The organism is Zhengella mangrovi (genome assembly GCF_002727065.1).
GTDB lineage: Bacteria > Pseudomonadota > Alphaproteobacteria > Rhizobiales > Rhizobiaceae > Zhengella > Zhengella mangrovi.
On sequence record NZ_PDVP01000002.1, the window covers coordinates 384,986 to 407,379 of the forward strand.

21 protein-coding genes are annotated in these 22,394 nt (G+C 67.6%); 11 read left to right on the forward strand and 10 right to left on the reverse strand.

All coding sequences use genetic code 11. The annotated features are described in order from the left end of the window. Positions 1-79: 79 nt before the first annotated feature. From CSC94_RS24840 to CSC94_RS05730, 10 genes are all read right to left on the reverse strand, one after another. The gene (locus CSC94_RS24840) at positions 80-874 is read right to left on the reverse strand and encodes an NADH-quinone oxidoreductase subunit E (RefSeq protein WP_205853234.1); all 795 of its coding nucleotides are present in this window, start codon (positions 872-874) and stop codon (positions 80-82) included. Between the two features lie 88 nt (positions 875-962). Beyond that, a complete protein-coding gene (gene nuoF / locus CSC94_RS05690) occupies positions 963-2,267 on the reverse strand; it encodes an NADH-quinone oxidoreductase subunit NuoF (protein ID WP_099304730.1) in 1,305 nt (434 codons plus the stop codon). Between the two features lie 12 nt (positions 2,268-2,279). Continuing rightward, positions 2,280-3,659, reverse strand: a complete 1,380-nt coding sequence (gene nuoE, locus CSC94_RS05695; RefSeq protein WP_099304732.1) for an NADH-quinone oxidoreductase subunit NuoE — start codon at positions 3,657-3,659, stop codon at positions 2,280-2,282. Further along, positions 3,659-4,849, reverse strand: a complete 1,191-nt coding sequence (locus CSC94_RS05700; RefSeq protein WP_099304734.1) for an NADH-quinone oxidoreductase subunit D — start codon at positions 4,847-4,849, stop codon at positions 3,659-3,661. The genes nuoE and CSC94_RS05700 overlap by 1 nt, the downstream gene beginning before the upstream one ends. A 10-nt stretch (positions 4,850-4,859) precedes the next feature. Next, positions 4,860-5,465, reverse strand: a complete 606-nt coding sequence (locus CSC94_RS05705; protein WP_099304736.1) for an NADH-quinone oxidoreductase subunit C — start codon at positions 5,463-5,465, stop codon at positions 4,860-4,862. Positions 5,466-5,481: 16 nt separating this feature from the next. Beyond that, positions 5,482-6,063 (reverse strand): NuoB/complex I 20 kDa subunit family protein, encoded by a 582-nt coding sequence (locus CSC94_RS05710; RefSeq protein WP_099304738.1) that lies wholly within the window; start codon positions 6,061-6,063, stop codon positions 5,482-5,484. Further along, positions 6,054-6,419: an NADH-quinone oxidoreductase subunit A gene (locus CSC94_RS05715; protein WP_099304740.1), complete on the reverse strand. Its 366-nt coding sequence runs from the start codon at positions 6,417-6,419 to the stop codon at positions 6,054-6,056. Before CSC94_RS05715 ends, CSC94_RS05710 begins: the two co-directional genes overlap by 10 nt. A gap of 549 nt (positions 6,420-6,968) precedes the next feature. Then, positions 6,969-8,033: a TRAP transporter substrate-binding protein gene (locus tag CSC94_RS05720; protein ID WP_099304742.1), complete on the reverse strand. Its 1,065-nt coding sequence runs from the start codon at positions 8,031-8,033 to the stop codon at positions 6,969-6,971. A 46-nt stretch (positions 8,034-8,079) separates the two neighbouring features. Then, the gene (locus CSC94_RS05725) at positions 8,080-9,645 is read right to left on the reverse strand and encodes a TRAP transporter large permease (protein WP_099304744.1); all 1,566 of its coding nucleotides are present in this window, start codon (positions 9,643-9,645) and stop codon (positions 8,080-8,082) included. Continuing rightward, entirely contained in the window at positions 9,632-10,117 is a 486-nt protein-coding gene (locus CSC94_RS05730) for a TRAP transporter small permease subunit (protein ID WP_205853235.1), read from the reverse strand. Before CSC94_RS05730 ends, CSC94_RS05725 begins: the two co-directional genes overlap by 14 nt. Before the next feature lie 227 nt (positions 10,118-10,344). Here CSC94_RS05730 and CSC94_RS24515 point away from each other — a divergent pair, with 227 nt between their 5' ends. From CSC94_RS24515 to CSC94_RS05770, 11 genes are all read left to right on the forward strand, one after another. Further along, the gene (locus CSC94_RS24515) at positions 10,345-11,082 is read left to right on the forward strand and encodes a hypothetical protein (protein WP_165784329.1); all 738 of its coding nucleotides are present in this window, start codon (positions 10,345-10,347) and stop codon (positions 11,080-11,082) included. Further along, complete coding sequence (locus CSC94_RS05735; RefSeq protein WP_165784330.1) at positions 11,061-12,548, forward strand: GH3 family acyl-acid amido synthetase; 1,488 nt, start codon at positions 11,061-11,063, stop codon at positions 12,546-12,548. The genes CSC94_RS24515 and CSC94_RS05735 overlap by 22 nt, the downstream gene beginning before the upstream one ends. 106 nt (positions 12,549-12,654) lie before the next feature. Continuing rightward, a complete protein-coding gene (locus CSC94_RS05740) occupies positions 12,655-13,983 on the forward strand; it encodes a B12-binding domain-containing radical SAM protein (protein WP_099305266.1) in 1,329 nt (442 codons plus the stop codon). After that, positions 13,980-15,338, forward strand: coding sequence for a B12-binding domain-containing radical SAM protein (locus CSC94_RS05745; RefSeq protein WP_205853236.1), 1,359 nt, complete (start codon positions 13,980-13,982; stop codon positions 15,336-15,338). Before CSC94_RS05740 ends, CSC94_RS05745 begins: the two co-directional genes overlap by 4 nt. Further along, positions 15,308-16,444 (forward strand): hypothetical protein, encoded by a 1,137-nt coding sequence (locus CSC94_RS05750; protein WP_099304748.1) that lies wholly within the window; start codon positions 15,308-15,310, stop codon positions 16,442-16,444. Before CSC94_RS05745 ends, CSC94_RS05750 begins: the two co-directional genes overlap by 31 nt. Then, positions 16,441-17,802, forward strand: a complete 1,362-nt coding sequence (locus tag CSC94_RS05755; protein ID WP_205853237.1) for a B12-binding domain-containing radical SAM protein — start codon at positions 16,441-16,443, stop codon at positions 17,800-17,802. The genes CSC94_RS05750 and CSC94_RS05755 overlap by 4 nt, the downstream gene beginning before the upstream one ends. Next, complete coding sequence (locus CSC94_RS05760) at positions 17,799-19,142, forward strand: B12-binding domain-containing radical SAM protein (protein ID WP_099304750.1); 1,344 nt, start codon at positions 17,799-17,801, stop codon at positions 19,140-19,142. The genes CSC94_RS05755 and CSC94_RS05760 overlap by 4 nt, the downstream gene beginning before the upstream one ends. Beyond that, a complete protein-coding gene (locus tag CSC94_RS24520; RefSeq protein WP_165784331.1) occupies positions 19,139-19,816 on the forward strand; it encodes a hypothetical protein in 678 nt (225 codons plus the stop codon). The genes CSC94_RS05760 and CSC94_RS24520 overlap by 4 nt, the downstream gene beginning before the upstream one ends. Beyond that, positions 19,813-20,787 carry a diiron oxygenase gene (locus tag CSC94_RS05765; protein WP_165784332.1) on the forward strand — a complete coding sequence of 325 codons (975 nt, stop codon included), beginning with the start codon at positions 19,813-19,815 and terminating at the stop codon, positions 20,785-20,787. The genes CSC94_RS24520 and CSC94_RS05765 overlap by 4 nt, the downstream gene beginning before the upstream one ends. Continuing rightward, positions 20,768-21,433 carry a hypothetical protein gene (locus CSC94_RS24525; protein WP_165784333.1) on the forward strand — a complete coding sequence of 222 codons (666 nt, stop codon included), beginning with the start codon at positions 20,768-20,770 and terminating at the stop codon, positions 21,431-21,433. The genes CSC94_RS05765 and CSC94_RS24525 overlap by 20 nt, the downstream gene beginning before the upstream one ends. After that, on the forward strand, positions 21,430-22,380 hold the full coding sequence (locus CSC94_RS05770) for a fatty acid desaturase family protein (RefSeq protein WP_165784334.1): 951 nt from the start codon (positions 21,430-21,432) through the stop codon (positions 22,378-22,380). The genes CSC94_RS24525 and CSC94_RS05770 overlap by 4 nt, the downstream gene beginning before the upstream one ends. Positions 22,381-22,394 lie beyond the last annotated feature (14 nt).

Here is a 22,394-nt window from a genome sequence, read left to right on the forward strand (position 1 = left end):
CAATTCCACGTTTTCGCGACCAGACGGCCGCCCTGATCCGGGTGAACCGGGCGGCGGAACCGCCCGGCCGACCCTGTTCCTATTTCGGCTCCTTGCCGAACACTTCCACGTACTCGTCGCGGCCGCCACGCGCCAGCGCCGCGGCCTGACCGATCCAGCCGTCGCGGGCGATGCGGCCCTTGAACGCCAGGTAGTCGTCGACCCAGGCCACTTCCTCGGGCGTCCAGGCGGCGATCTGCGCGAACGTCCAGACCCCCAGGCCGTTGAGCTTTTCCTCGAGCTTCGGCCCGACGCCGGCGATCATCTTGAGATCGTCGGGCTGAGCGGGCTTCTCCATGGCGTCGGGCTGGGCGAAGTCCTCGGGCATCAGTTCGTCCACGGAGGACTGCGCTTCGCCGCCGGCCGCCGAGAGGGCCGCGGAGGCGCCGCCGCCGACCGTCTCCATCGCCCGGGCAACCGAACCGGCCTCACCGGCCACATCGGACGCAACGTGCTCGCCAACCTCGAGGACATCGCGGGCGGTGTGTTCCATGTCGGCATAGACCGTCTTGGTCGCCGCAGCAAGGAAGGTCATCGGCGTGGCCATCGCCATGCCGAACGCCTGCGAATCCTCGTCGTCCTCGTTCCAGAACAGCATGGGCGCCTTGAACGGGGCATCGACAGAGGGCAGACGGCCCGCAGACGCGGCAACGCCCTGCATCAGACCGAGCATGGTGCCCCAGCCCTGCGCAGCCAGGCCAAGGCCGAAGGCCGGCCCGGCCATGAGCATGGCGGGCGACATCGGCGACATGGACTGTCCGGTCCGCATGGCTTCGGTCATCGTCTTCATCATCGTCTCGGCCGGATTCCATCCGGCGTGGTTTTCACTCGGCATCGGGTAACATGTCATGGATCGGATCCTTTCCCTGTTGGCCCTCGCCTCACGTTTCCTCTTCGCGCCATTTTCCGGCGCGACGTCTTTTTTACTCCGCAGCCACCATCACCGGCTCGGCACGGTGGCTGTTACGCGAGAACTCGTCGATGCGCCGCTCGATCTCCGGACGGAAATGGCGCACCAGGCCCTGGATCGGCCAGGCCGCGGCATCGCCGAGCGCGCAGATCGTGTGGCCTTCCACCTGCTTGGTGACGTCGAGCAGCATGTCGATCTCGCGCTTGTGCGCCTCGCCGCGCACCAGGCGCTCCATGACGCGCCACATCCAGCCGGTGCCCTCGCGGCACGGCGTGCACTGGCCGCAGCTCTCGTGCTTGTAGAAGTAGGACAGGCGCGCGATCGCTTTCACGATGTCGGTGGACTTGTCCATGACGATCACCGCCGCCGTGCCGAGGCCGGAGCGCAGTTCGCGCAGGCCGTCGAAATCCATCGGCGCATCGATGATCTGCTCGGCCGGAACCAGCGGGACCGACGATCCGCCCGGGATGACGGCCAGCAGGTTGTCCCAGCCGCCGCGAATGCCGCCGCAATGCTTGTCGATCAGGTCCTTGAAGGGAACCGACATGGCTTCCTCGAAGGTCGCCGGCGTGTTGACGTGGCCGGAGACGCAGAACAGCTTGGTGCCCTTGTTGTTCTCGCGGCCGAAGGAGGAGAACCAGCCGGCGCCACGGCGCAGGATGGTCGGCGCGACGGCGATCGATTCCACGTTGTTGACGGTGGTCGGGCAGCCATAGAGGCCAACGTTGGCCGGGAACGGCGGCTTCAGGCGCGGCTGGCCCTTCTTGCCTTCCAGGCTTTCCAGCAGCGCGGTTTCCTCGCCGCAGATGTAGGCGCCGGCGCCGTGGTGGACGAAGACGTCCATGTCCCATCCGCATTTGTTGTTCTTGCCGAGAAGGCCGGCTTCGTAGCATTCGTCGATGGCGCGCTGCAGCGCCTCGCGCTCGCGCATGAACTCGCCGCGGACATAGATGTAGGCGGTATGCGCGCCCATGGCGAAGCCGGCGATCAGGCAGCCCTCGACCAGCGTGTGCGGGTCATGGCGCAGGATCTCGCGGTCCTTGCAGGTGCCCGGCTCCGATTCGTCGGCATTGACGACGAGATAGTGCGGGCGCGGGCCTTCTTCCTTGGGCATGAAGGACCACTTCAGGCCGGTCGGGAAGCCGGCGCCGCCGCGGCCGCGCAGGCCCGAGGCCTTCATCTCGTTGACGATCCAGTCGCGGCCCTTGGCGACGATGTCGGCGGTACCATCCCAGTGGCCGCGCATCATGGCGCCCTTCAGCGACCGGTCGAACTGGCCGTAGATGTTGGTAAAGATGCGATCCTTGTCGGTCAGCATGTCATCTCTCCCTTACCGCGGCTCTTTGCCGAAGACGCGGACGTATTCGTCGCGGCCACCCTTGGCCAGCGCCTTGGCCTGCCTGACCCAGTCGTCGCGGTCGATGCGTCCCTTGAAGCGCAGGTAGCCGTCGACCCACTCGCGTTCGGCCTTCTTCCAGGAGGCGACCTGGGCGAAGGTGAAGATGCCGAGTTCGTTGAGGATGCCCTCGATCTTCGGACCGACGCCCGAGATCATCTTCAGATCGTCCGGCGCAGCCGGCTTCGCGATCGCCGCCGGGCGGTTCTTGTCATCGAGCGACGGCTTTTCGTCGTCTGCCTTCGCGGCCTTGCCCCTGGCACGGCCGGACGCCGTGGCCGCGAGCGCCATCGTCGGGTTGCCCTCATCGACCGTGGACTTCGGCTTTGCCTTCGGCGTCACCGACTTGGCCGAGCGGGCAAGCTTCACCGTGGCATTGACATCCGTGCCGTCCGACTCCGCGTCGCCCGCGGTCGATGCTGCGCGGGCCTTGCCGGCCTTGCGCTTGCCACCGCCCGCGGCATCCCTGGCTTCCGTCACACCGCGCGTCGCCGCGCCGCTGGCCGCGGCCTTCGGCGCCGGTTCGGCCGACGTGGCGCCTTCGGATTTCGCCGACGCCTTCGCCGGCGACGGGCTGTTCACGGCGTCGCCGGTCTCCGGCGCATCGGTCTTCGGCTTCGCCGCCTTGGAGGGCGCGATTTCCGGGTCGCCACCATTTGGCCTGGCCTTGGAGATCGAGACGCGCTTCTTGCGGACGATGGCGTCCTCGTCGGTCAGCGTCGTGGCGCCGGTGATGGCGGCGGAATAGACGCGGCCGTTTTGCGGCCCGGGCTCGATCGTGTCGCCCTTGCCGGCCTCGAAGGCATCGATGATCTCTTCCAGGCGTTCCGGCGTCAGGTCCTCATAGGTATCCTTGAAGATCACGACCATCGGCGCGTTCACGCAGGCCCCCTGGCATTCCACCTCTTCCCACGACAGCGAGCCGTCGGCATTGGTGTGGAGGGGCTCGGGATGGATCTTGCTCTTGCAGACGCTGATGAGTTCCTCGGAACCGCGCAACATGCAGGGCGTGGTGCCGCAGACCTGGATGTGGGCCCTTGTGCCGACCGGGTTGAGCTGGAACTGGGTGTAGAAGGTCGCCACTTCCAGAACGCGGATCTTGGGCATGTCGAGCATGCCGGAGACATGCTCGATGGCGGCCTTGGAAACCCAGCCTTCCTGCTCCTGCGCCAGCATGAGCAGCGGAATGACCGCCGACTGCTCGCGGCCCTTGGGATATTTCTTGAGCCACTTCTTCACCTCGACCGCCATCGCCTTGTTGAAGGCGAAGCTATCGGGCTGGACGTGATCCTCGGCGAGACGACGGACAGACATCAGCGATCCACCTCTCCAAACACGATGTCAAAGGAACCGATCAGGGCGGGGATGTCGCTCAGCAGGTGCTTGGTGCCGATGAAATCCATGGCCGCCAGATGGGCGAAGCCGGGCGCGCGCAGGTGCACGCGATAGGGCCGGTTGGTGCCATCGGAGACGAGATAGACGCCGAACTCGCCCTTCGGCGCCTCGACGGCGGCGTAGACCTCGCCCTCGGGAACCTTGTAGCCCTCGGTGTAGAGCTTGAAGTGGTGAATGAGCGCTTCCATCGACCGCTTCATCTCGCCGCGCTTGGGCGGCACGATCTTGCCGTCGGTGGCCGACACGGGCCCTTTGCGCTCGGCGCCCAGCAGGCGGTCGACGCACTGGCGCATGATCTTCACCGACTGCGCCATTTCCTCCATGCGGATCAGGTAGCGGTCGTAGCAGTCGCCGTGCTTGCCGACGGGAATCTCGAAATCGAGTTCATCGTAGCACTCGTAGGGCTGCGAGCGGCGCAGGTCCCAGGCCGCGCCCGAACCGCGCACCATGACGCCGGAGAAGCCGCGCTCCCAGGCCTGCTCAAGCGTGACCACGCCGATATCGACGTTGCGCTGCTTGAAGATGCGGTTCTCGGTCAGCAGGCCATGCAGGTCCTGCAGCGTCTGCATGAACGGGTCGCACCATTTGCCGATATCCTCGACAAGCTGGTCGGGGATGTCCTGGTGGACGCCGCCCGGCCGGAAATAGGCCGCGTGCATGCGCGAGCCGGAGGCGCGCTCGTAGAAGACCATCAGCTTCTCGCGTTCCTCGAAGCCCCAGAGCGGCGGCGTGAGCGCGCCGACGTCGAGCGCCTGCGTCGTCACGTTCATGAGGTGGTTGAGGATGCGGCCGATCTCGGCGTAGAGCACGCGGATCAGCTGGCCGCGCTTCGGGATCTCGACCCCCACCAGCCGCTCCACGGCCAGCGCGAAGGCATGCTCCTGGTTCATCGGCGCCACGTAGTCGAGGCGGTCGAGATAGGGCACGGCCTGGAGATAGGTCTTGTACTCCATCAGCTTCTCGGTGCCGCGGTGCAGCAGGCCGATATGCGGATCGGCGCGCTCAACCACCTCGCCGTCCAGTTCCAGGACGAGGCGCAGCACGCCGTGGGCCGCCGGATGCTGCGGGCCGAAGTTGATGTTGAAATTGCGGACGTTGTGTTCCGTCATCTGACCGCCCTCACCCCTTCGCCTTCTCGTCGCCGGGCAGCACGTAGTCGGTGCCTTCCCAGGGCGACAGGAAATCGAAATTGCGGAATTCCTGCTTCAGTTCCACAGGCTCGTAGACCACGCGCTTGACCTCGTCATCGTAGCGCACTTCCCAATAGCCGGTCAGCGGGAAGTCCTTGCGCAGCGGATGCCCCTCGAAGCCGTAATCGGTCAGGATGCGGCGCAGGTCCGGATGGCCGGCGAAGAGCACGCCGTACATGTCGTAGGTCTCGCGCTCGAACCACTCCGCGCCCGGGAAGATGCCGGCGATGGAAGGAACCGTCATGTCCTCGTCGGCCTGCACCTTGATGCGCACGCGCATGTTCTGGCGCGGCGACAGGAGGTGGTAGACGACGTCGAAGCGGCGGGCACGCGACGGATAGTCGGCGCCGCAGACATCGATGAAGGAGACGAACTGGCACTGCACGTCGTCGCGCAGGAAGGTCAGCACGTTGACGATGTCGCCGGCCTCCGCCTCGAGCGTCAGCTCGCCATAGGCGACGGTCGCATCGGTGATCTGGCCGTCCAGCTTCTCGGTGATATAGGCCGCTAGATCCTTCAGAGCCTCTTCGTTCATGGCCGGATCCGTCCTCTCAGCGTTCGATGGTACCTGTGCGGCGGATCTTCTTCTGCAGCAACAGGATGCCGTAGAGAAGCGCCTCGGCGGTGGGCGGACAGCCCGGCACGTAGATATCGACCGGCACGACCCGGTCGCACCCGCGAACCACCGAATAGGAATAGTGGTAGTAGCCGCCGCCATTGGCGCAGGAGCCCATGGAGATGACGTAGCGCGGCTCGGGCATCTGGTCATAGACCTTGCGCATGGCCGGCGCCATCTTGTTGGTCAGCGTGCCGGCGACGATCATCACGTCGGACTGGCGAGGGCTGGCGCGCGGCGCCGTACCGAAGCGCTCGACGTCATAGCGCGGCATGGAGACCTGCATCAGCTCCACCGCGCAGCAGGCGAGGCCGAAGGTCATCCACATCAGCGAGCCGGTGCGCGCCCAGGTCACCAGGGCATCGGTCGAGGTGACGATGAAGCCCTTGTCGGACAGTTCCTCGTTGATGCCGCCAAAAAAGGCGTCGTCCGCCCCGATCGGCTTGCCGGTATTGGGGTCGATGATTCCCTTCGGCTGGGGCGCGATGAGCGTGGTCTTGCTATCGGTCAGTCCCATTCCAGCGCTCCCTTTTTCCATTCATAGACAAAGCCGATGGTCAGGATGCCCAGGAACACCATCATCGACCAGAAGCCGAACCAGCCGATGGCACCGAAGGATACGGCCCAGGGGAAGAGAAAGGCCACCTCGAGATCGAAGATGATGAAAAGGATGGAGACCAGGTAGAAACGCACATCGAACTTCATGCGCGCATCGTCAAAGGCATCGAAGCCGCATTCATAGGCCGAAAGCTTCGCCGGATCCGGATTCTTGTAGGCCAGGATGAAAGGCGCCAGCATCAGCGCCAGACCAATGACAAGACAGAGTCCCAGGAAGATGATGATCGGCAGGTATGAGCTCAGGAGATCGTTCATGACCTTGCTTTCTTGCCGGCGGCGATCCGTGGATCATGCCTCTCGTGAAGCACGGGCGCGATGGAGCGCCTGGAGGCAGACCGGGTGTTGCCGCGACGGTTGTTGCAACGCGGCGAGGGTTAGCCCAGCGGTGTGCCGGACGCAAGAGCAACAATGGTTATAAACCCGGAAAAGATTGTCGCCGAACCACAATTCGCCCGCTTCGCGCGATCGCGACCCATGGCCGGCTTCTCGTGCGGCCGGCACGGGGCCGGACGGGGCCTGCGCGTCATCGCATGGAGTCCATGTGCGGGACCCCGATCCGTTCGGCACGATCGTCCCGTTTCCGACCTCGGGCTTTTCCCGGCTGCCCTGCGGCCCGTCCTTGTCAGACGGACGGCGATGAGCCGCGCAAAGGCCTTGCCGGCCATGCCGGCACGGGCGCGGAGAGCGTTTTACATCCTTCCGGCACGCGAAGCTTTGGCGCCCATGAAAAACCCCGCGCGGACAAGGGCCTGCGCGGGGTTTCCAAGATTTCGAGTCAGTGCGTGAGTGCCCTGCCCCGACGGGTCACATGCGCTGGGAGAAGACCGGCGCCTTGACCTTCATGCCATAGGGACGGGCCAGGTCGAGGAAGGCGTTGTAGCTGTCCATGACCTTTTTGAAGGCCGGGTTGGCGTCGGCATTCTCGGTCATGACCTCGTCGGAGGCCTTGCGCAGCGCGGCCACGACATCATCCGGGAAGGAGGCGAATTCCACGCCGCCGTCTTCGAGCTGCTTCATGGCCAGCGCGTTGAAGTAGTCGAACTGGGCGAGCGTCTCGGTGTTGGCAGCATCGGCGGCGTTGGTGATGATGGCCTGGAGATGCCTGGGCAGACCGTCCCAGGCCTCCTTGTTGACGACGATCTCGAGGCCGGCGGACGGCTCGTGGAAGGCGGGCACGTAGCAGTACTTGGCCACCTTCTGGAGACCGAAGGCCTGGTCGAGCATGGGGCCGACCCATTCAGCCGCGTCGATGGCGCCGGACTGGAAGGCGGAGAAGATTTCCGGCGGCGGCAGGAGCACGGCATTGACGCCGACCTTGCGCATGGCTTCGCCGCCGAGACCGGCGATGCGCATGTTGAGACCGGAGAGGTCCTCGACCTTTGTAACCGGGTTCTTGAACCAGCCGGCCGCCTGGATACCGGAATTGCCGCAGTAGAGCGGAACGAGGCCGCGCTCGGCGTAGATCTCGTTCCACAGGTCCTGGCCGCCGCCGTGGCGCAGCCAAGCGGTGGTCTCCACCGCCGTCAGTCCGAAGGGCACGGCGGAGAAGAAATGCAGCGCGGTGTTCTTCGAGGCGGCATAATAGGGCGTCGAATGGCCGATCTCGGCCGTCCCCTGCTGCACGGCGTCCTCGACGCCGAAGGGCGGCACCAGTTCGCCGCCGGAAAAGACCTTCAGCGTCAGCTGGCCGTCCGACATGTCGGCGACGCGCCTGGCAAAGGTCGTGGCATTGGTGCCGACGCCCGGCGCCTTGGCCGGGAACGAGGTCGGCATCTTCCACTCGATCTTGCCCTGGGCGATGGCCGGGGCGGCCAGCGTTGCGACCGGCGCGGCGATCGCGGCGGTCTTCAGAAATTCGCGGCGTTTCATCGGTTCCTCCTTCTTGGAACAGGGACCCGCTTCGAGGCGGGATGAATCAGAAAAGCAGATCCGGCAGCCAGGTTGCCAGCGCCGGGACCAGCGCGAGACACAGTATGGCGATCAACTGTATGATGACAAACGGAATTATGGCGCGGTAGATCGTCACGGTGCGGATATGCGGCGGGGCGACCGAACGGAAGTAGAAGAGCGCGAAACCGAAGGGCGGCGTGAGGAAGGACGTCTGCAGGTTCAGGGCGATCAGGATGGCGAACCAGACCGGGCTGATGTCGGCCTGCAGGATCACCGGCCCGACGATCGGCACGACGATGAAGATGATCTCGACGAACTCCAGGATGAAACCGAGCAGGAAGATGACCAGCATGGTGGCCGCCAGCATGCCGTAAGGGCCGCCCGGAACGCTGTTGAGCAGGTCGGCCACCAGTTCGTCGCCACGGAAGCCGCGGAAGACCAGCGACAGGATGCTGGCGGCGATGATGATGCCGAAGATCATGCCCGAGACCAGCAGGGTCTCGGTGACGGCAGGGACGAGAACCCGGGTGCGAACCAGCGCTCCCGCGTGCCACAACAGGGCCGCCCCGAGAATGGCGAGCAGGCTCACGGTGGTCATCGTGCGGGCGGTCAGCGCCAGGTGCCCGGTGGAGAAATCGACCTTCAGCAGGCCGGCGATGCTGGCCGCGACGAGCGCGATGGCGAGCACGCCGGTGGCTGCGGCCGTGCGGCCCATGGCCGGCGAGACCTGGGCGGCGGCAATCAGGATCGTGCCGGCGACGCCAACGCCGGCGGCCTCGGTCGGCGTGGCGATGCCGAACAGGATGGACCCCAGCACGGCGAAGATCAGCAGCAGGCTCGGCAGGATGCCGCGCAGCGCTTCCATCATTTCCGCCCGGTCCACCGGCCGCTCGACGCCCTCGACCGGCGCCGACCCGCGCAGGCGGAACACGGCATAGGCGGCATAGAGACCGACGAGAAGCAGGCCCGGCAGCAGGGCGCCGGCAAAGAGGTCGCCGATGGTGACCGAATCGGGGGCGAAGTTGCCGACGATCTGCTGGGCCTCGATATAGGCGTTGGAGACCTGGTCGCCGAGCAGGATCAGCACGATGGACGGCGGAATGATCTGGCCAAGCGTCCCGCTGGCGCAGATGAGGCCGCTGGCGGTGCGGTCGTCGACGCCCGAGCGCAGCAGGCTCGGCAGGCTGATCGTGCCCAGCGCCACGATGGTGGCGCCGATGATGCCGGTGGAGGCGGCGATCAGCGTGGAGACGAAGAGCACGGAGAGCGCCAGCGCCGTGCGGCTGCCGCCGAAAAGCCGGTTGATGTTGTCGAGCATGCGCTCGGCCTGGCGCGAACGTTCGAGCAGCACGCCCATCATGACGAAGAGCGGCACGGCGATCAGCAGCCGGTTTTCCATGACGCCGAAGATGCGTTGCGGCACGGCCTGGAAATAGGACAGGTCGAAATGACCGAAGGCGTGGGCGATGAAGCCGATGACCGTCGGCACGCCGGCGATGACGAAGATCACCGGCAGACCGGAGAGAATGCCGGCGAGCAGCGAAATCCCGAGAATGACGACCCAGACGGTCTCGATCTCAACCTGCGTCATCGTCCCTCCCCGCGGCCAGGTCGGCCAGGGCGACGATCAGCACCAGGCCGCACATGACCAGCACGGCCGACTTGACCAGGAAGAGCCCCGGCAGGCCGCCGGTTTCCAGCGATCCCTCGCGGATGGCCCAGGACGAGGCGACCAGCGGCCAGGCATCGACGGCGATCAGCCCGAAGACCGGCAGGGTGAACAGGAGATGCCCGGCCTTGTCGGTGAGCCAGCGTGCGCGCGGCGACTGGTATTCGCGCAGCACATCGACCCGGACATGGCGGTCGAGGCGCATGGCAAGCGGGATCGTCAGCACGACAAGGCAGGCAAAGGCATAGATGACGGCATCCTGCAACTCCAGGAAGCCGATGCCCATAACGTAGCGCAGAAGAACGATGACGATCTGGCCGACGAACATGACCGCGAACAGCGCCAGGCACAATCCGAGCGTGATCCTGTGCAGGCGGTCGGCGATGGCTTTCATGAAATGCCTCTCGTGCGTGGCCCTGGCACCGGTCCGCCAGCAGCGGCCTCCCTCTAGCGCGGTCCGCCGCCGATGTCACGGCAGGGACCCGGAAAGCAACAGAAAAGACAGGCCTCGACGCGCCGGTCCAGCCATTGCCGGCGATGTTTTTGGACACCCGCACGGCGGCCGCGATCTGCTAAGGTCGATGGCGTGCCATGACTCGTTCAAACCGGCAGGGACCCCGATTGCAGCTGAAGGCCGAGACATGCCCCGTGCGGGCGCTGGACGAGGAGAAACGGCGGGCCATGCACGCGCTGTTCGCCCGTTACTACGACGACGCGCCATTCGAGCGGTTCTGCGCCGACCTGGCCGCCAAGGACCGGGTGATCCTGGTGGAGGACGGTGCCGGCGGGCTGGCCGGGTTCTCGACGATCGCCGTTCACGCCATGGACTGGAAGGGGCAGCCGGTGCGCATCGTCTTTTCAGGCGACACGATCATCGACCGGCCGCACTGGGGATCGCAGACCTTCGCCTTCGCCTGGCTGCGCGAAACGGGACGGATCCGGGCGGAAGCACCGGACGTTCCGCTCTACTGGCTGCTGATTTCCAAGGGCTATCGCACCTATCGCTACCTCGATGCCTTCGGTCTGGCCTTCACGCCGGACTGGCGCGGGCGGGCCTGCCCCGACCTCGACGCCATTCGCGACATGGCGGCAAGGCGCCTGTTCGGGGATGCCTATGACGCCGGGCGCGGGGTGCTGTCCTACCCGCAATCGCGCGGCCGCCTGGCGCCGGAATGGGCGCACCTGTCGGCCCGCGAACTGGCGCGGCCGGATGTGCGCTTCTTCATCGCGCGCAATCCGGGCTATGCGCGGGGCGACGAACTGGTCTGCCTGTGCGCGCTGGACGCCTCCAACATGAAACCGCTGACGCAGCGCCAGTTCCTGAAAGGCATGAGGCCATGCGCGGCTGGGCCATCCTGACCGCCGCCGCCGCGGCCCCTGCCCGGCGCCTTGACGCAGCGCTCGACGCTCCGGCAGAAGCCCAGCAGGCGCTGCTTGCGGAAATCCTGGCCCGCAATGCCGGCAGCATGTTCGGGCGCCGGCACGGGTTTGCCGGCATCGACCGCATCGACGCCTATCGCAAGGCCGTGCCGGTCTGCGGGTACGAGGACCTGCGCGCCGACATCGACGCCATGGCCGGCGGCGCGGATAACCGCCTCGTGTCCGATCCCGTCATCGCCTTCGAGCGGACCGGCGGCACGGCCTCCGGCGGCAAGCTGGTTCCCTACACCGAACCGGCGCTGGCCGGCTTTCGCGCCGCGGTCCTGCCCTGGCTGCATGACCTTGCGGCCCGCCACCCTGCAGCGACGGGCGGCCGGATCTATGCCGCGATCAGCCCGGCGACGCGGGTGCCCGAACGCACGCCGGGCGGCATCCCGGTCGGGCTGGAGAGCGACGCGGCCTATCTCGGCGCCGATCTCGCCCCGGCGTTCGCCAGCCTGCTCGCCGTTTCGCCGGAGACCGGGCTGATCCCGGACGTGGAGACGTGGCGGCTGAAGACGCTCCGCCAACTATTAGAAACTGCTTATCTTTCCTTCGTTTCGGTATGGAGCCCGACCTTCCTTCTCGACCTGATCGAGGCGATCCCGGCCCATGCGGAACCCCTGGCGGCGGCGCTTTCGCCGCCGGCGCGGCGGCGGCTGGAGGCCGCGCTTTCCGGCAGCACGGCCGATCCGGTGGCGCTGTGGCCGAAGCTTGCCGTGATCTCGTGCTGGGCCGACGGGGCGTCATCGGCCTTCGCGCGCCGGCTTGCCGCCCTGTGCCCGCAGGCCACGATCCAGCCCAAGGGCCTGATGGCGACGGAAGCCGCCATCACGCTGCCCTTCGGCGACGGTCCGGGCGCGGTGCCGGCGCTCACCAGCACGGTTCTGGAATTCCGCGATTCCGCAGGCGACCTGCACCTTGCCGGGGGATTGCGCGAGGGCGACGCCTACGACGTCCTCCTGACGACAGCCGGCGGGCTCTACCGCTACGACATCGGCGACCGGGTCCGCTGCGTCGCCAAGGCCGGAATGCGGGAACGTCTGGCCTTCATCGGCCGTGCCGGCATGGTCAGCGACATGGTCGGCGAGAAGCTGGACGAGGCTTTCGTCGCGCAGGTGCTGGACACGCTGCCGGTCGGCGCGGTCCTGATTGCCCGGACCATGCCTCGTCCGCACTATGCCCTGCGCATCGACGGTCCGGCCGATGCCCGGCTTGCGGCATCGGTGGAGGCCGGGCTGCTGGCCAATCCGCAATATGCCCATGCCCGCCGGCTGGGCCAGCTCGGCCCGCTCGCGCTCGTCAGCGATCGCGGCGCGCGGGCTCGCGAGACCGCGGACCGGATCGCCGCGGGCCAGCGTCTCGGCGACATCAAGCCGGCGCTGCTGCGGCCTGCCGCGACCTGACAATCCACACCTGTTTTGGCCCGAGCGGCCCGCGAGGCCGGATGCGCGCTTGCCGGGTCCGGCCGGTGCCCGTACCATCCCGCATGACCTCACGCATGGTGGCCCGATGAAAATCGCCCTGGTCTCGCCCAAAGGTCCGCTCTACCGGCACCGGGGCGGGATATTCGGCAAGTCGCTGCGCTATCAGCCGCTGACGCTGACGACGCTGGCGGCGCTCGTGCCGCCGGAGCTGGATCCCGACTTCGTGATGATCGACGAGGGCATCGGCGACGTGCCCGAGGACCTCGATGCCGATATCGTTGGCATGACGGTGATCACCGGGTCGGCGCCGCGCGCCTACGCGCTTTCCGCCCGCCTTCGCGCCCGTGGCCTGACCGTGGTCCTCGGCGGGCCGCATGTCACGCTGATGCCGGAGGAAGCGCAGGGCCATGCCGACGCGATCGTGACGGGCTATGCCGAGGAAACCTGGCCGCAACTGCTGCGGGACTTCGCGGCCGGGCGGATGAAACCGCGCTACGACCAGGCGCCCGATTTCCGGCTTGCCAACCTGCCCTTCGCCCGCCGCGACCTGTTCGACCGGCGCAAGTTCCTGACGCAGGCAGTGTTCGAGGCGACGCGGGCCTGCGCGCACGGGTGCGACTTCTGCGTCTCGCCGGCGGCCTGGGGCCGCAGGCAGTTCCAGAAGCCGGTGGATCACGTGGTGGAGGACATCCGCCGCGTCGGCAGCCGCCGCATCCTCTTCATCGACCTCAACCTGGTGTCCGACAAGACCTATGCGCGGGAACTCTTCACCGCGCTGATCCCGCTCAACGTGCGCTGGTTCGGGCTGGCCACCTCGCTCATCGGCCGCGACCCGGACCTGATGGACCTGATGGCGCGCAGCGGCTGCACCGGCCTGCTGATCGGCTTCGAATCCATTTCCCCGGACGGACTGAAATCCGTTCGCAAGGGGTTCAACACGCCGGACCTCTATGCCGCGCTGATCGACGACCTTCACCGGCTCGGGATTTCCATCCAGGGCTGTTTCGTCTTCGGCAATGACAACGACACGACCGCCACCTTCCGCGAGACGGCGGATTTCGTGCTCGACACGGGCATCGACCTGCCGCGTTTCTCCATGCTGACACCCTTCCCCGGCACGCCGCTCTACCGGCGCTTCGAGCAGGAGGGGCGCATCCTGACGCGCAACTGGGAACTCTACGACGGGCAGCACGCCGTGTTCCAGCCGAAAGGCATGAGCGTGCGGGAACTGGAGACCGGCCACGAGGCGGCGTGGCGGCAGGTCTATTCCTGGACAGCGGTCGGCCGGCGGGTGCTTCGCGCCCGCTCGCAGATGCCGCTCGCGCTGATCGCCAACCTCGGCTACCGGTTCTACGCGCACCACCTGCACACGCATTACACCTGCGACTGGCCGCACCTGGCGGAGGCGGCATGATGCGGATCACCTTCGTCCATCCCTCCATCGGGCGCAAACCGGGCACCAACTACATGCGCTCCTGGCAGATGGAGCCCCTGCCGATCGCGCTGCTGGCCGGGGTGACGCCCGGCGACGTGGAGACCGCCTTCTACGACGACCGGATGGAAGCCATCGATTACGACCGGCCGACCGATCTTGTCGCCATCCCGGTGGAAACCTACACCGCGCGCCGCGCCTACCAGATCGCCAGCGAGTTCCGCCGCCGCGGGGTGGCGGTGGTCATGGGCGGGTTCCATGCCACGCTGGCACCCGACGAGGTGGCCTGTCACGCCGAGGCGGTGGTGACCGGCGAGGCGGAGCTGACCTGGCCGCAGGTGATCGACGATGCACGCCACGGCCGGCTGCAGAAGTTCTACCGGTCCGACGCCCAGCCCGACATGGGCCTGATCCGCTATGACCGGCGGCTGTTTACCGGCAAGCGCTACCTGCCGGTGCGGCTGGTGGAAACGTCGCGCGGCTGCCGCTTCCCCTGCGAATTCTGCGCCATCCAGACCTTTTTCGAGCGCACGGCCCGCCACCGTCCGATCGGCGACATTCTCGCCGACCTCGATCCAAGCGACCGGTCGGCGCGGTTCCACTTCTTCGTCGACGACAATTTCGCCGCCGACATGGACTTCGCCGGGCAACTGGCCGACGCCATCGCGCCGCTGAACCTGCGCTGGGTGACGCAGATGAGCATCAATGCCGCCCATGACGAGGCCTTCCTGGCGCGGCTTAAGAAGGCCGGCTGCGTGGGCGTGCTGATCGGCTTCGAGAGCCTGGACGCCGGCGTGCTGCGCTCGATGCGCAAGACCTTCAACACGATGAAGGGCGGATTTTCCGTGGCGCTGGCCAACCTTCGCCGGCATGGCATCCGCGTCTACGGCACCTTCGTCTTCGGCTACGGCGCCTACCGGCCGGAGATGTTCCTGGAAGCCGCCGAGTTCGCCATCGAGCACCGTTTCTACATCGCCGCCTTCAACCACCTGACGCCGTTTCCCGGCACGCCGCTCTACAAGCGGCTGGAAACGGAAGGCCGGCTGCTGCACGAGGCCTGGTGGCTGGACCCCGCCTATCGCTACAACGACCTGCCGTTCCGTCCGGACGGCGCGGCGCCCGACGACATCCGGCGCGGCTGCCTGGACGCGCGGCGGCATTTCTATTCCTGGCCCTCGATCGCCCGGCGCCTCGTCGACCCGGTGAACCGGGCGGATTCGATGATGCTGCGGGCCTTCCTGCCGATCAACGCCATGCACAGGAGCGAACTCGACAAGCGCGACCGTTTTCCACTGGGAGACCCGGCATGGCAGGGCCAGTTCCTTCAGGCGGCCTGAGCGCGGCACCCTCGCCGCGCTACCGGTCGCGGGCGGCCGGCGAGGCCGACGCCGGGGCGATCAACGCGCTGCTTGGGGCCACGCCGATGGGCGGCGGTTTCGCACTGACGCTGGAACGGGCGCCGGACCCGCTGGCCGGCGATTTCGGCCTGTCCTCGCATCACGTGATGGTGCTCGGCGAGGAGGTTGCCAGCGGCCGGCTGGTCGGCCTTTGCGAGCGCAGCGTCCGGACCGCCTTCGTCAACGGTGCGCCTGCCGCCCTGCCCTATCTCGGCGCGCTGCGGGTGGCGCCCGGCTTCCGCCACCGCGTCCGCATCCTCCGCGACGGTTTCGAGGCGGTGCGCCGGCTTGGCGAGCAGCCCGGTGACCTGCCCTTCGCGCTGACCTCGATCGCGGCGGACAACACGGCAGCGCTGCGGCTTCTGACCCGCGGGCTTGCCGGACTTCCCGCCTACAGGCCGGCGGGCGACTACGTGACCTTCGTCCTGCGCGCCCGGCGGCAACGCCCGCTCGCGGCCATCCGCCAGGCCAGCGCCGCCGACCTGCCGGCCATCGCGGCGCTGCTGAACCGCGAAAACGCCCGGTTCCAGTTCGCCCCCGCATGGAGCGCCTCGGCGCTCGCCTCGCTTTCAGACCACGGGCTGAAAGCGGAGCATTTCCTGGTCGCCGGAGATGGCGCCCGGCTGACCGGCTGCATCGCCGCCTGGGACCAGTCATCGCGGCGCCAGACCGTGCTTCGCGGCTATCCGCGAGGGCTTTCCATGCTCCGGCCGCTGTGGAACCTGGCGGCCCCGGTCACCGGCCTGCCGGGCCTGCCGCCCGCGGGATCGCGCCTCAACCAGGTGGCGCTCAGCCATTGCGCGGTCGCCGAGGGGCATTGTGACCTGTTCCTGGCGCTGGTGGACGCGGCGCTCGGCCAGGCCGGGGATCGTGGCTTCGACAGCGGCTTCATCGGGCTGGCTGCGGCCAACCCGATGGCCGACGCGCTGAAGCGCAGGCGCCGCGCGATCGCCTATCGCACGGTGCTGCATACCGTTCACTGGCCGGACCAGCCCGCCCCCGCCCTCGACGGACGGCCGGCGCAGCCGGAGGCGGCGCTGCTATGACGATCCGCCACATCACCTTCGTGCGTCCGCGCATGGGACAGGGCCGGTCCGGCGACGCCATGACGCCGCTGGTGTTCGCCATCCTGCGGGCTCTCACGCCGGCGGAAATCGCGACGACGATGATCGACGAGCGGGTGGAGGACTTCGTGCCGGTGGAGACCGACCTCGTGGCGATCACCGTGGAAACCTTCACGGCCCGGCGGGCCTGGCAGATCGCCGATCATTACCGGGCGCGCGGCGTGCCGGTGGTGGTCGGCGGGCACCACCCGTCCATGGTGCCGGACGAGGCGCTGGCCCATGCCGACGCTGTGGTCACCGGCGACGCGGAAGGCGTGTGGGAGACGGTTCTGCAGGATGCCGCCGCGGGCCGGCTGAAACCGCGCTACGATGGCGGCATGGGGCTGTCGCCGGATCGCGCCTTCGCGCTCGACCGCTCGATCTTCGGCCAGCGCCGCTATGCCCCGGTCGAACTGGTGCAGGCCGGGCGCGGCTGCCGGTTCGCCTGCGATTTCTGTTCCATCCATGCCTTCTACGGCACGGCACGGATGATGCGCCCGGCCGGCGAGATCGCCGCCGAGATCGCCGCCCTGCCCGCGCACCGGATGATCTTCTTCGTCGACGACAATCTCTACTGGCGGCGCGACCGGTTCCTGGAACTGATGGACGCGCTGTCGCCGCTGAAGCGGATGTGGTCGTGCCAGATCACCATCGACATGGCACGCGACGACGACCTGATGGACCGGATGGCGGCGGCCGGCTGCGCGCTGGTGCTGATCGGTTTCGAATCGCTCGACCCGGCCAACCTGAAGCAGATGCGCAAGAACTGGAACAGGGTCGCCGGCTCCTACGAGGACGTGATCGCGCGGCTGACCCGGCGCGGCATCATGATCTACGGCACCTTCGTCTTCGGCTACGACCACGACCGGCCGGAGGCCTTTGGCGAGGCGGCCGATTTCGCCCGGCGCACCGGCATGGCGATCGCCAACTTCAACCCGCTGACGCCCATGCCCGGGACCGGGCTGTACGACCGGTTGAAAGCCGAGGGCGGCCTGCTGCGCCCGGACTGGTGGATCGACCCGGCCTATGCCTACGGCGATGCGATCTTCCTGCCGAAGAACATGACGACAGCGGAACTGCGCGACGGGCCGATGACGGCGCGGCGGCGCTTCTATGCCTGGCGCTCGGTCCTGTCGCGGGCGGCGCGCGGGGCGCGGTCCTGGCGTCATCCCCGGCGCATCGGCCTGATGCTGCTGGCCAATCTCATCTCGCGGCGCGAAATCGCCCGCAAGCAGGCCCGCGGACTGGCCGAGGCGCCGGCAAGCCCGGCCCGGCCGCGCGGCAAGGAGGCGACCGCATGAGGCTGACGCTCATCAAGCCGACCATCGGGCGGCCCGAACACAGCCTCTACGTGGACGAGGCGCGCATGGAGCCGCTCAACCTCGGGGTCCTGGCGGCACTGACGCCGGGCGACGTCGACGTGGTGATGTACGACGACCGCTGCGAGCCGATCCCCTATCACGAGGCCACCGACCTGGTGGCCATCACGGTGGAAACCTACACGGCGCGGCGCTCCTACGAGATCGCGGCGGAATACCGCCGGCGCGGCGTGCCGGTGATCCTTGGCGGCTTCCAGCCGACCTTCGTGCCGGACGAATGCGCCGCCCATGCCGATTCGATCTTCATCGGCGACGCCGAGCAGGTCTGGGCCACGGTCATCGAGGATGCGCGGCGCGGCGCGCTCAAGCCGCGCTACCAGGGGCCGCCCGGCCTGCCGCAGACCGGCGTGATGACCAGGCGCGACATCTACGAGGGCAAGGGCTACCTGCCGGTGAGCCTGATGCAGTTCACGCGCGGCTGCCGCTTCGTCTGCGATTTCTGCGCGGTGACACGCTATTTCGACCGCCAGCACTTCATCCGCCGCATCGACGAGACGCTGCAGGAGATCGAGAGTCAGAAGCGCAAGCTGGTCTTCTTTGTCGACGACAACATCGCCTCGGACCGAAATGCGCTCAAGGAATTGTGCCACGCGCTGATCCCGATGCGGATCAACTGGGTCAGCCAGGCCTCGCTCGACGTGACCGGCGACCGGGAACTGATGGACCTGATGGCGCGGTCGGGCTGCCTCGGCCACATCATGGGGTTCGAATCGATCACGCGGGCCAGCATCCGCGAAGCGCGCAAGGCGCCGAACATCGGCAAGTTCGACACCTACGAGACGCAGATCCGGGTGCTGCGGGACCATGGCTTCCAGACCTGGGCGGCCTTCACGCTGGGCTATGACCACGACACGCTGGACAGCGTGCGCGCGACGATGGATTTCGCGCTGGAGAACCGCTTCACCTTCGCCGCCTTCAACATCCTGATGCCCTATCCCAACACCCCGCTCTACGACCGGCTGAAGCGGGAGGGGCGGCTGCTCTACGACGGGCACTGGTGGCTGCACCCGCAATACCGGTTCAATGCCGCGGCCTTCGTGCCGCGCCAGATGAGCCCCGACGCGCTGACCGAGGCCTGCTACGAGGCGCGCAAGGAATTCAACCGCATTCCCTCCATGCTGTGGCGCTTTTCCGACATGAAGACCAACATGCGCACGCTACGGCGCATGAAGGCCTTCTGGCAGTTCACGCCGGTCTTCCGGCGCGAGGTGTTCAAGAAACACGGCATGGTGTTCGGCCATTTCGGGCATCGGGCACCATGAGACGGTTCTTCTCGCTCTACCAGTATCTCGGTCCGGCCCTGCTCACCCCGCTGGCGGCCTGGCTGTGGTGGCGCCACTACGGCGGCAACGCGCCGCTGGCGGCGCTGGCAGTGGGCGTGCCCGTCATCCATGCCTATCTCGTGCCGGGCATCGGCACCAACGTGCTCGGCATGTGGGCCTTCAACGCGCGGCTGAAGCTCGGACGGTTCCGGCCGCAGCACGGTTTCGTCTTCGGCTCTGCGACGGCGCTGATCGTGCTGCCGCTGGCCGGTTCGCCCCTTGCCGGTGCCGACCCGGCGGCCGCATGGCAGACGGGGCTTGCAGCCGGCGCGGTACTGCTGGCCGTCAACTGGATCTACGACGCGCTCGCCATCCGCCACGGCGTGCTGGAAGTCTACAACCAGCCGGCGGCCGAAAGTGCGTCGGCCTGGGCGATCGCCGGCGACTACGTGATCTGGTTCTTCGGCCTGTTCGGCCTGATCTACGGCGCCGGCCTCAAGCTCGCCGAACCGATGCTGCTGGCCGGCGGCGGCTGGGGCACGGCCTTTCTGGCCGGAGCGGCCATGGTCGCAGCGACCGCGATCCTGCCCTCGGCCTGCTATGTCGCCGCGTCCTTCCTGCGCCACGGCCACAGCGGACTGACTCCCGTTTCAAGGGAGGCCAAGGCGCCATGAAACGCTGGCTTCCACCCGAAACGATCAACCGGCTGGCCGCCGACCCGGAACGCCGCACGCCCGAAAGCCTGTCGCCGGCGGTGGACGTGCGGCGGCCGTTCGTGCCGGAGCACTACACGCAGCTCTATTTCACCCCGGTCTACGCCTCGCTGCATTTCGAACACCGGCTGCGTTACAACCAGTTGTTCGCCTGCCGGCTCAACGAATACATCATGATGCTGGAGGCGGACCTCGTCGACCGGCTGCTGGAACCGCTGACCCGGCACCCGGCGGTGCGGGGGGACGGCGACCTGGTGACGGCCATCCGCACCATGATCGCAGAGGAAGGCCTGCACTACCGCAATTTCGCGGCGCTCAACCGCGCCTGCCGGCCGGATCTCTACCCGGAAGGCCGGGACCGCCTGTTCTCCGTCCTGCCGCTGGCAACGCGGACGCTGTTCGGCGTGGCCGGCCTGCTGGCCAGCCGCCTCGCCTTCTCGCTGTGGTACGTGATGGCGATCGAGGAATCCTCCATGGCGCTGGCGAAGGACATGATGAAAAGCCGGCAGACGGAGACGCTGGGCGACCTCGATCCCGGCTTTTGCGAGGTGCATATCCAGCACATGAAGGACGAGGCCCGCCACGTGCAGATCGACGGCATGCTGGTGGACCTGTGCATCGGATCGCAATCGGCGGCGCGGCGGCGGCTGAACGCGGCCATCTTCACCCGCATGCTGACCGGCGTGGTGACGCCGACGCGCGGCGGGTCCGGCATCAAGGTGATCCGGCAACTGGTGCGCGACATGCCGGAACTGCAGGATCGCGAAGAGGAGATGATCCGCGCCGTGCTGGCGCTCAGGCATGACCGAGCGTTCCAGGAGAGCCTGTTCAACCGCCAGATCATGCCGGTGACCTTCGGCGTCTTCGACGCGACGGCGGAACTGGACGGGCTTTCGAAGACCATGGTGGGCTATGACCGCCGGGCGGGCTGAGGCCAGGCCGGAAAAGCCGGACGGCTTTTCGCTGGCGCTGAACTTCCTGCCGCTGGGTCTGATCCTGGCCGGGCTGGCCGTGGCCGGCCTCCTGGCGGAAAGCCGGGTGGGCCGGACCGGCTGTTTCATCGCCTGGCTCTACCTCTCGCCGCCGCTGGCCGGGCGGCTGGTCATCGCCGCGCTCGGCCGGCCGGAGGGCACGTTCGGCATGGGCGAGCGCGGTTACCGTGCCTGGTGGGCGATGACGCAATTGCAGATGATCTTCAACCGCCTGCCGGTGCTCGATGAAGCATTGCGGCTGGTCCCCGGGCTTTACCCGCTGTGGATCCGGCTCTGGGGCGGATCGGTGAGCCCCTTCGCGCTGGTCGGCCCCGGCGTCGTCATCACCGACCGCCACCTCGTCCGGGTCGGCCGCGGCGCCCTGCTCGGCGCGCAGGCCAGGATCGCCGGTCACATGGCCCTGCGCGACGACGCCGGGCGATGGCAGGTGGTCGTGGCCGCGCCCGTGGTGGAAGCGGACGCCATCATGGGGGGCGAATCGGGCCTGGGGCCAGGCGCGCGCCTGCGCGGCGGCGCCCTCCTGCCGGCCGGGCGCCGTGTCGCGCCCTTTGCCGTCTGGCCGCGGTCTTCCGGGGAGACGGCATGAGCGTCGCGGCCTACCCGATCCCGGCGCGGGCCAACCTCGCCATTGCCGCGGCCGCGATCCTGGCCAACCTGGCGCTGTTGTGGCTGGCAGCGCATGCGCCGGCGTGGTGGATCACGGCCGCATGCGCGATCGGCTTTTCCTTCACCAACAACACCGTCTTCGCGCTGCATCACGAGGCGGTGCACGGGGGCTTCCACCCGGATCGCCGCATCAACGAGGCCGCCGGCCCGCTGTTCGCCGCCTTCTTTCCGACCATCTTCTCGATCCAGCGGATCAGCCATCTGGGTCATCACCGGCGCAATCGCACCGACGAGGAACTCTACGACTGCTACCTTCCCGGCCAGTCCTGGCTGCTGAAGACCTACTGGATCTATTGCCTGCTGACCGGATTCTACTGGGTCATCATCCCGCTGGCGGGTCTGGTCTACCTCGCCTGGCCCCGGGCGTTCCGGTCGAAAGCCTTCCGGCAGGGGCCCGCGCGATGGTGGGGGTTCGAGCCCTTCGTTGCCGATATCGGCCGGGCACCGATCGGCCGCGTCTGGCTGGAAGGCGTGTTCACGCTGGCCGTCCAGGCCGGGCTGTTCTGGCTGCTGGACCTGTCCCCTGTTTCCTGGCTCGCCTGCTACTGGGCTTTCGGCATCAACTGGTCCTCGGTGCAGTATACCGACCATGCCGGCAGTCCGCGCGACGTGCTCGAGGGCGCCTGGAACCTGCGCTTCTGGCCGGTCACGCAGGCGCTGTTCCTGAACTACAACCTGCACCTGGCGCATCACCGCCAGCCCGGCGTGCCATGGATCCACCTGCCGCGCCTGGTGCGGGCCGGCGATCCGGCGCCCTCGTTCTGGCCGATCTACCTCGGCCTGTTCCGGGGCGCGCGCAAGGCCCCGCCCGGTCCCGGTCCGCGCCCCCTGCCCGAACATCCCGCCCCCTCGCCCGATATCCCTTGAGAGGAGTTACGCCA

Excerpts from the sequence above, each read along its gene's own strand:
- CSC94_RS24840 (WP_205853234.1), bottom strand. The coding sequence starts at position 874 with ATGCCGAGTGAAAACCACGCCGGATGGAATCCGGCCGAGACGATGATG.
- nuoF (WP_099304730.1), bottom strand. The coding sequence starts at position 2,267 with ATGCTGACCGACAAGGATCGCATCTTTACCAACATCTACGGCCAGTTC.
- nuoE (WP_099304732.1), bottom strand. The coding sequence starts at position 3,659 with ATGTCTGTCCGTCGTCTCGCCGAGGATCACGTCCAGCCCGATAGCTTC.
- CSC94_RS05700 (WP_099304734.1), bottom strand. The coding sequence starts at position 4,849 with ATGACGGAACACAACGTCCGCAATTTCAACATCAACTTCGGCCCGCAG.
- CSC94_RS05705 (WP_099304736.1), bottom strand. The coding sequence starts at position 5,465 with ATGAACGAAGAGGCTCTGAAGGATCTAGCGGCCTATATCACCGAGAAG.
- CSC94_RS05710 (WP_099304738.1), bottom strand. The coding sequence starts at position 6,063 with ATGGGACTGACCGATAGCAAGACCACGCTCATCGCGCCCCAGCCGAAG.
- CSC94_RS05715 (WP_099304740.1), bottom strand. The coding sequence starts at position 6,419 with ATGAACGATCTCCTGAGCTCATACCTGCCGATCATCATCTTCCTGGGA.
- CSC94_RS05720 (WP_099304742.1), bottom strand. The coding sequence starts at position 8,033 with ATGAAACGCCGCGAATTTCTGAAGACCGCCGCGATCGCCGCGCCGGTC.
- CSC94_RS05725 (WP_099304744.1), bottom strand. The coding sequence starts at position 9,645 with ATGACGCAGGTTGAGATCGAGACCGTCTGGGTCGTCATTCTCGGGATT.
- CSC94_RS05730 (WP_205853235.1), bottom strand. The coding sequence starts at position 10,117 with ATGAAAGCCATCGCCGACCGCCTGCACAGGATCACGCTCGGATTGTGC.
- CSC94_RS05735 (WP_165784330.1), top strand. The coding sequence starts at position 11,061 with ATGCGCGGCTGGGCCATCCTGACCGCCGCCGCCGCGGCCCCTGCCCGG.
- CSC94_RS05740 (WP_099305266.1), top strand. The coding sequence starts at position 12,655 with ATGAAAATCGCCCTGGTCTCGCCCAAAGGTCCGCTCTACCGGCACCGG.
- CSC94_RS05745 (WP_205853236.1), top strand. The coding sequence starts at position 13,980 with ATGATGCGGATCACCTTCGTCCATCCCTCCATCGGGCGCAAACCGGGC.
- CSC94_RS05750 (WP_099304748.1), top strand. The coding sequence starts at position 15,308 with ATGGCAGGGCCAGTTCCTTCAGGCGGCCTGAGCGCGGCACCCTCGCCG.
- CSC94_RS05755 (WP_205853237.1), top strand. The coding sequence starts at position 16,441 with ATGACGATCCGCCACATCACCTTCGTGCGTCCGCGCATGGGACAGGGC.
- CSC94_RS05760 (WP_099304750.1), top strand. The coding sequence starts at position 17,799 with ATGAGGCTGACGCTCATCAAGCCGACCATCGGGCGGCCCGAACACAGC.
- CSC94_RS24520 (WP_165784331.1), top strand. The coding sequence starts at position 19,139 with ATGAGACGGTTCTTCTCGCTCTACCAGTATCTCGGTCCGGCCCTGCTC.
- CSC94_RS05765 (WP_165784332.1), top strand. The coding sequence starts at position 19,813 with ATGAAACGCTGGCTTCCACCCGAAACGATCAACCGGCTGGCCGCCGAC.
- CSC94_RS24525 (WP_165784333.1), top strand. The coding sequence starts at position 20,768 with ATGACCGCCGGGCGGGCTGAGGCCAGGCCGGAAAAGCCGGACGGCTTT.
- CSC94_RS05770 (WP_165784334.1), top strand. The coding sequence starts at position 21,430 with ATGAGCGTCGCGGCCTACCCGATCCCGGCGCGGGCCAACCTCGCCATT.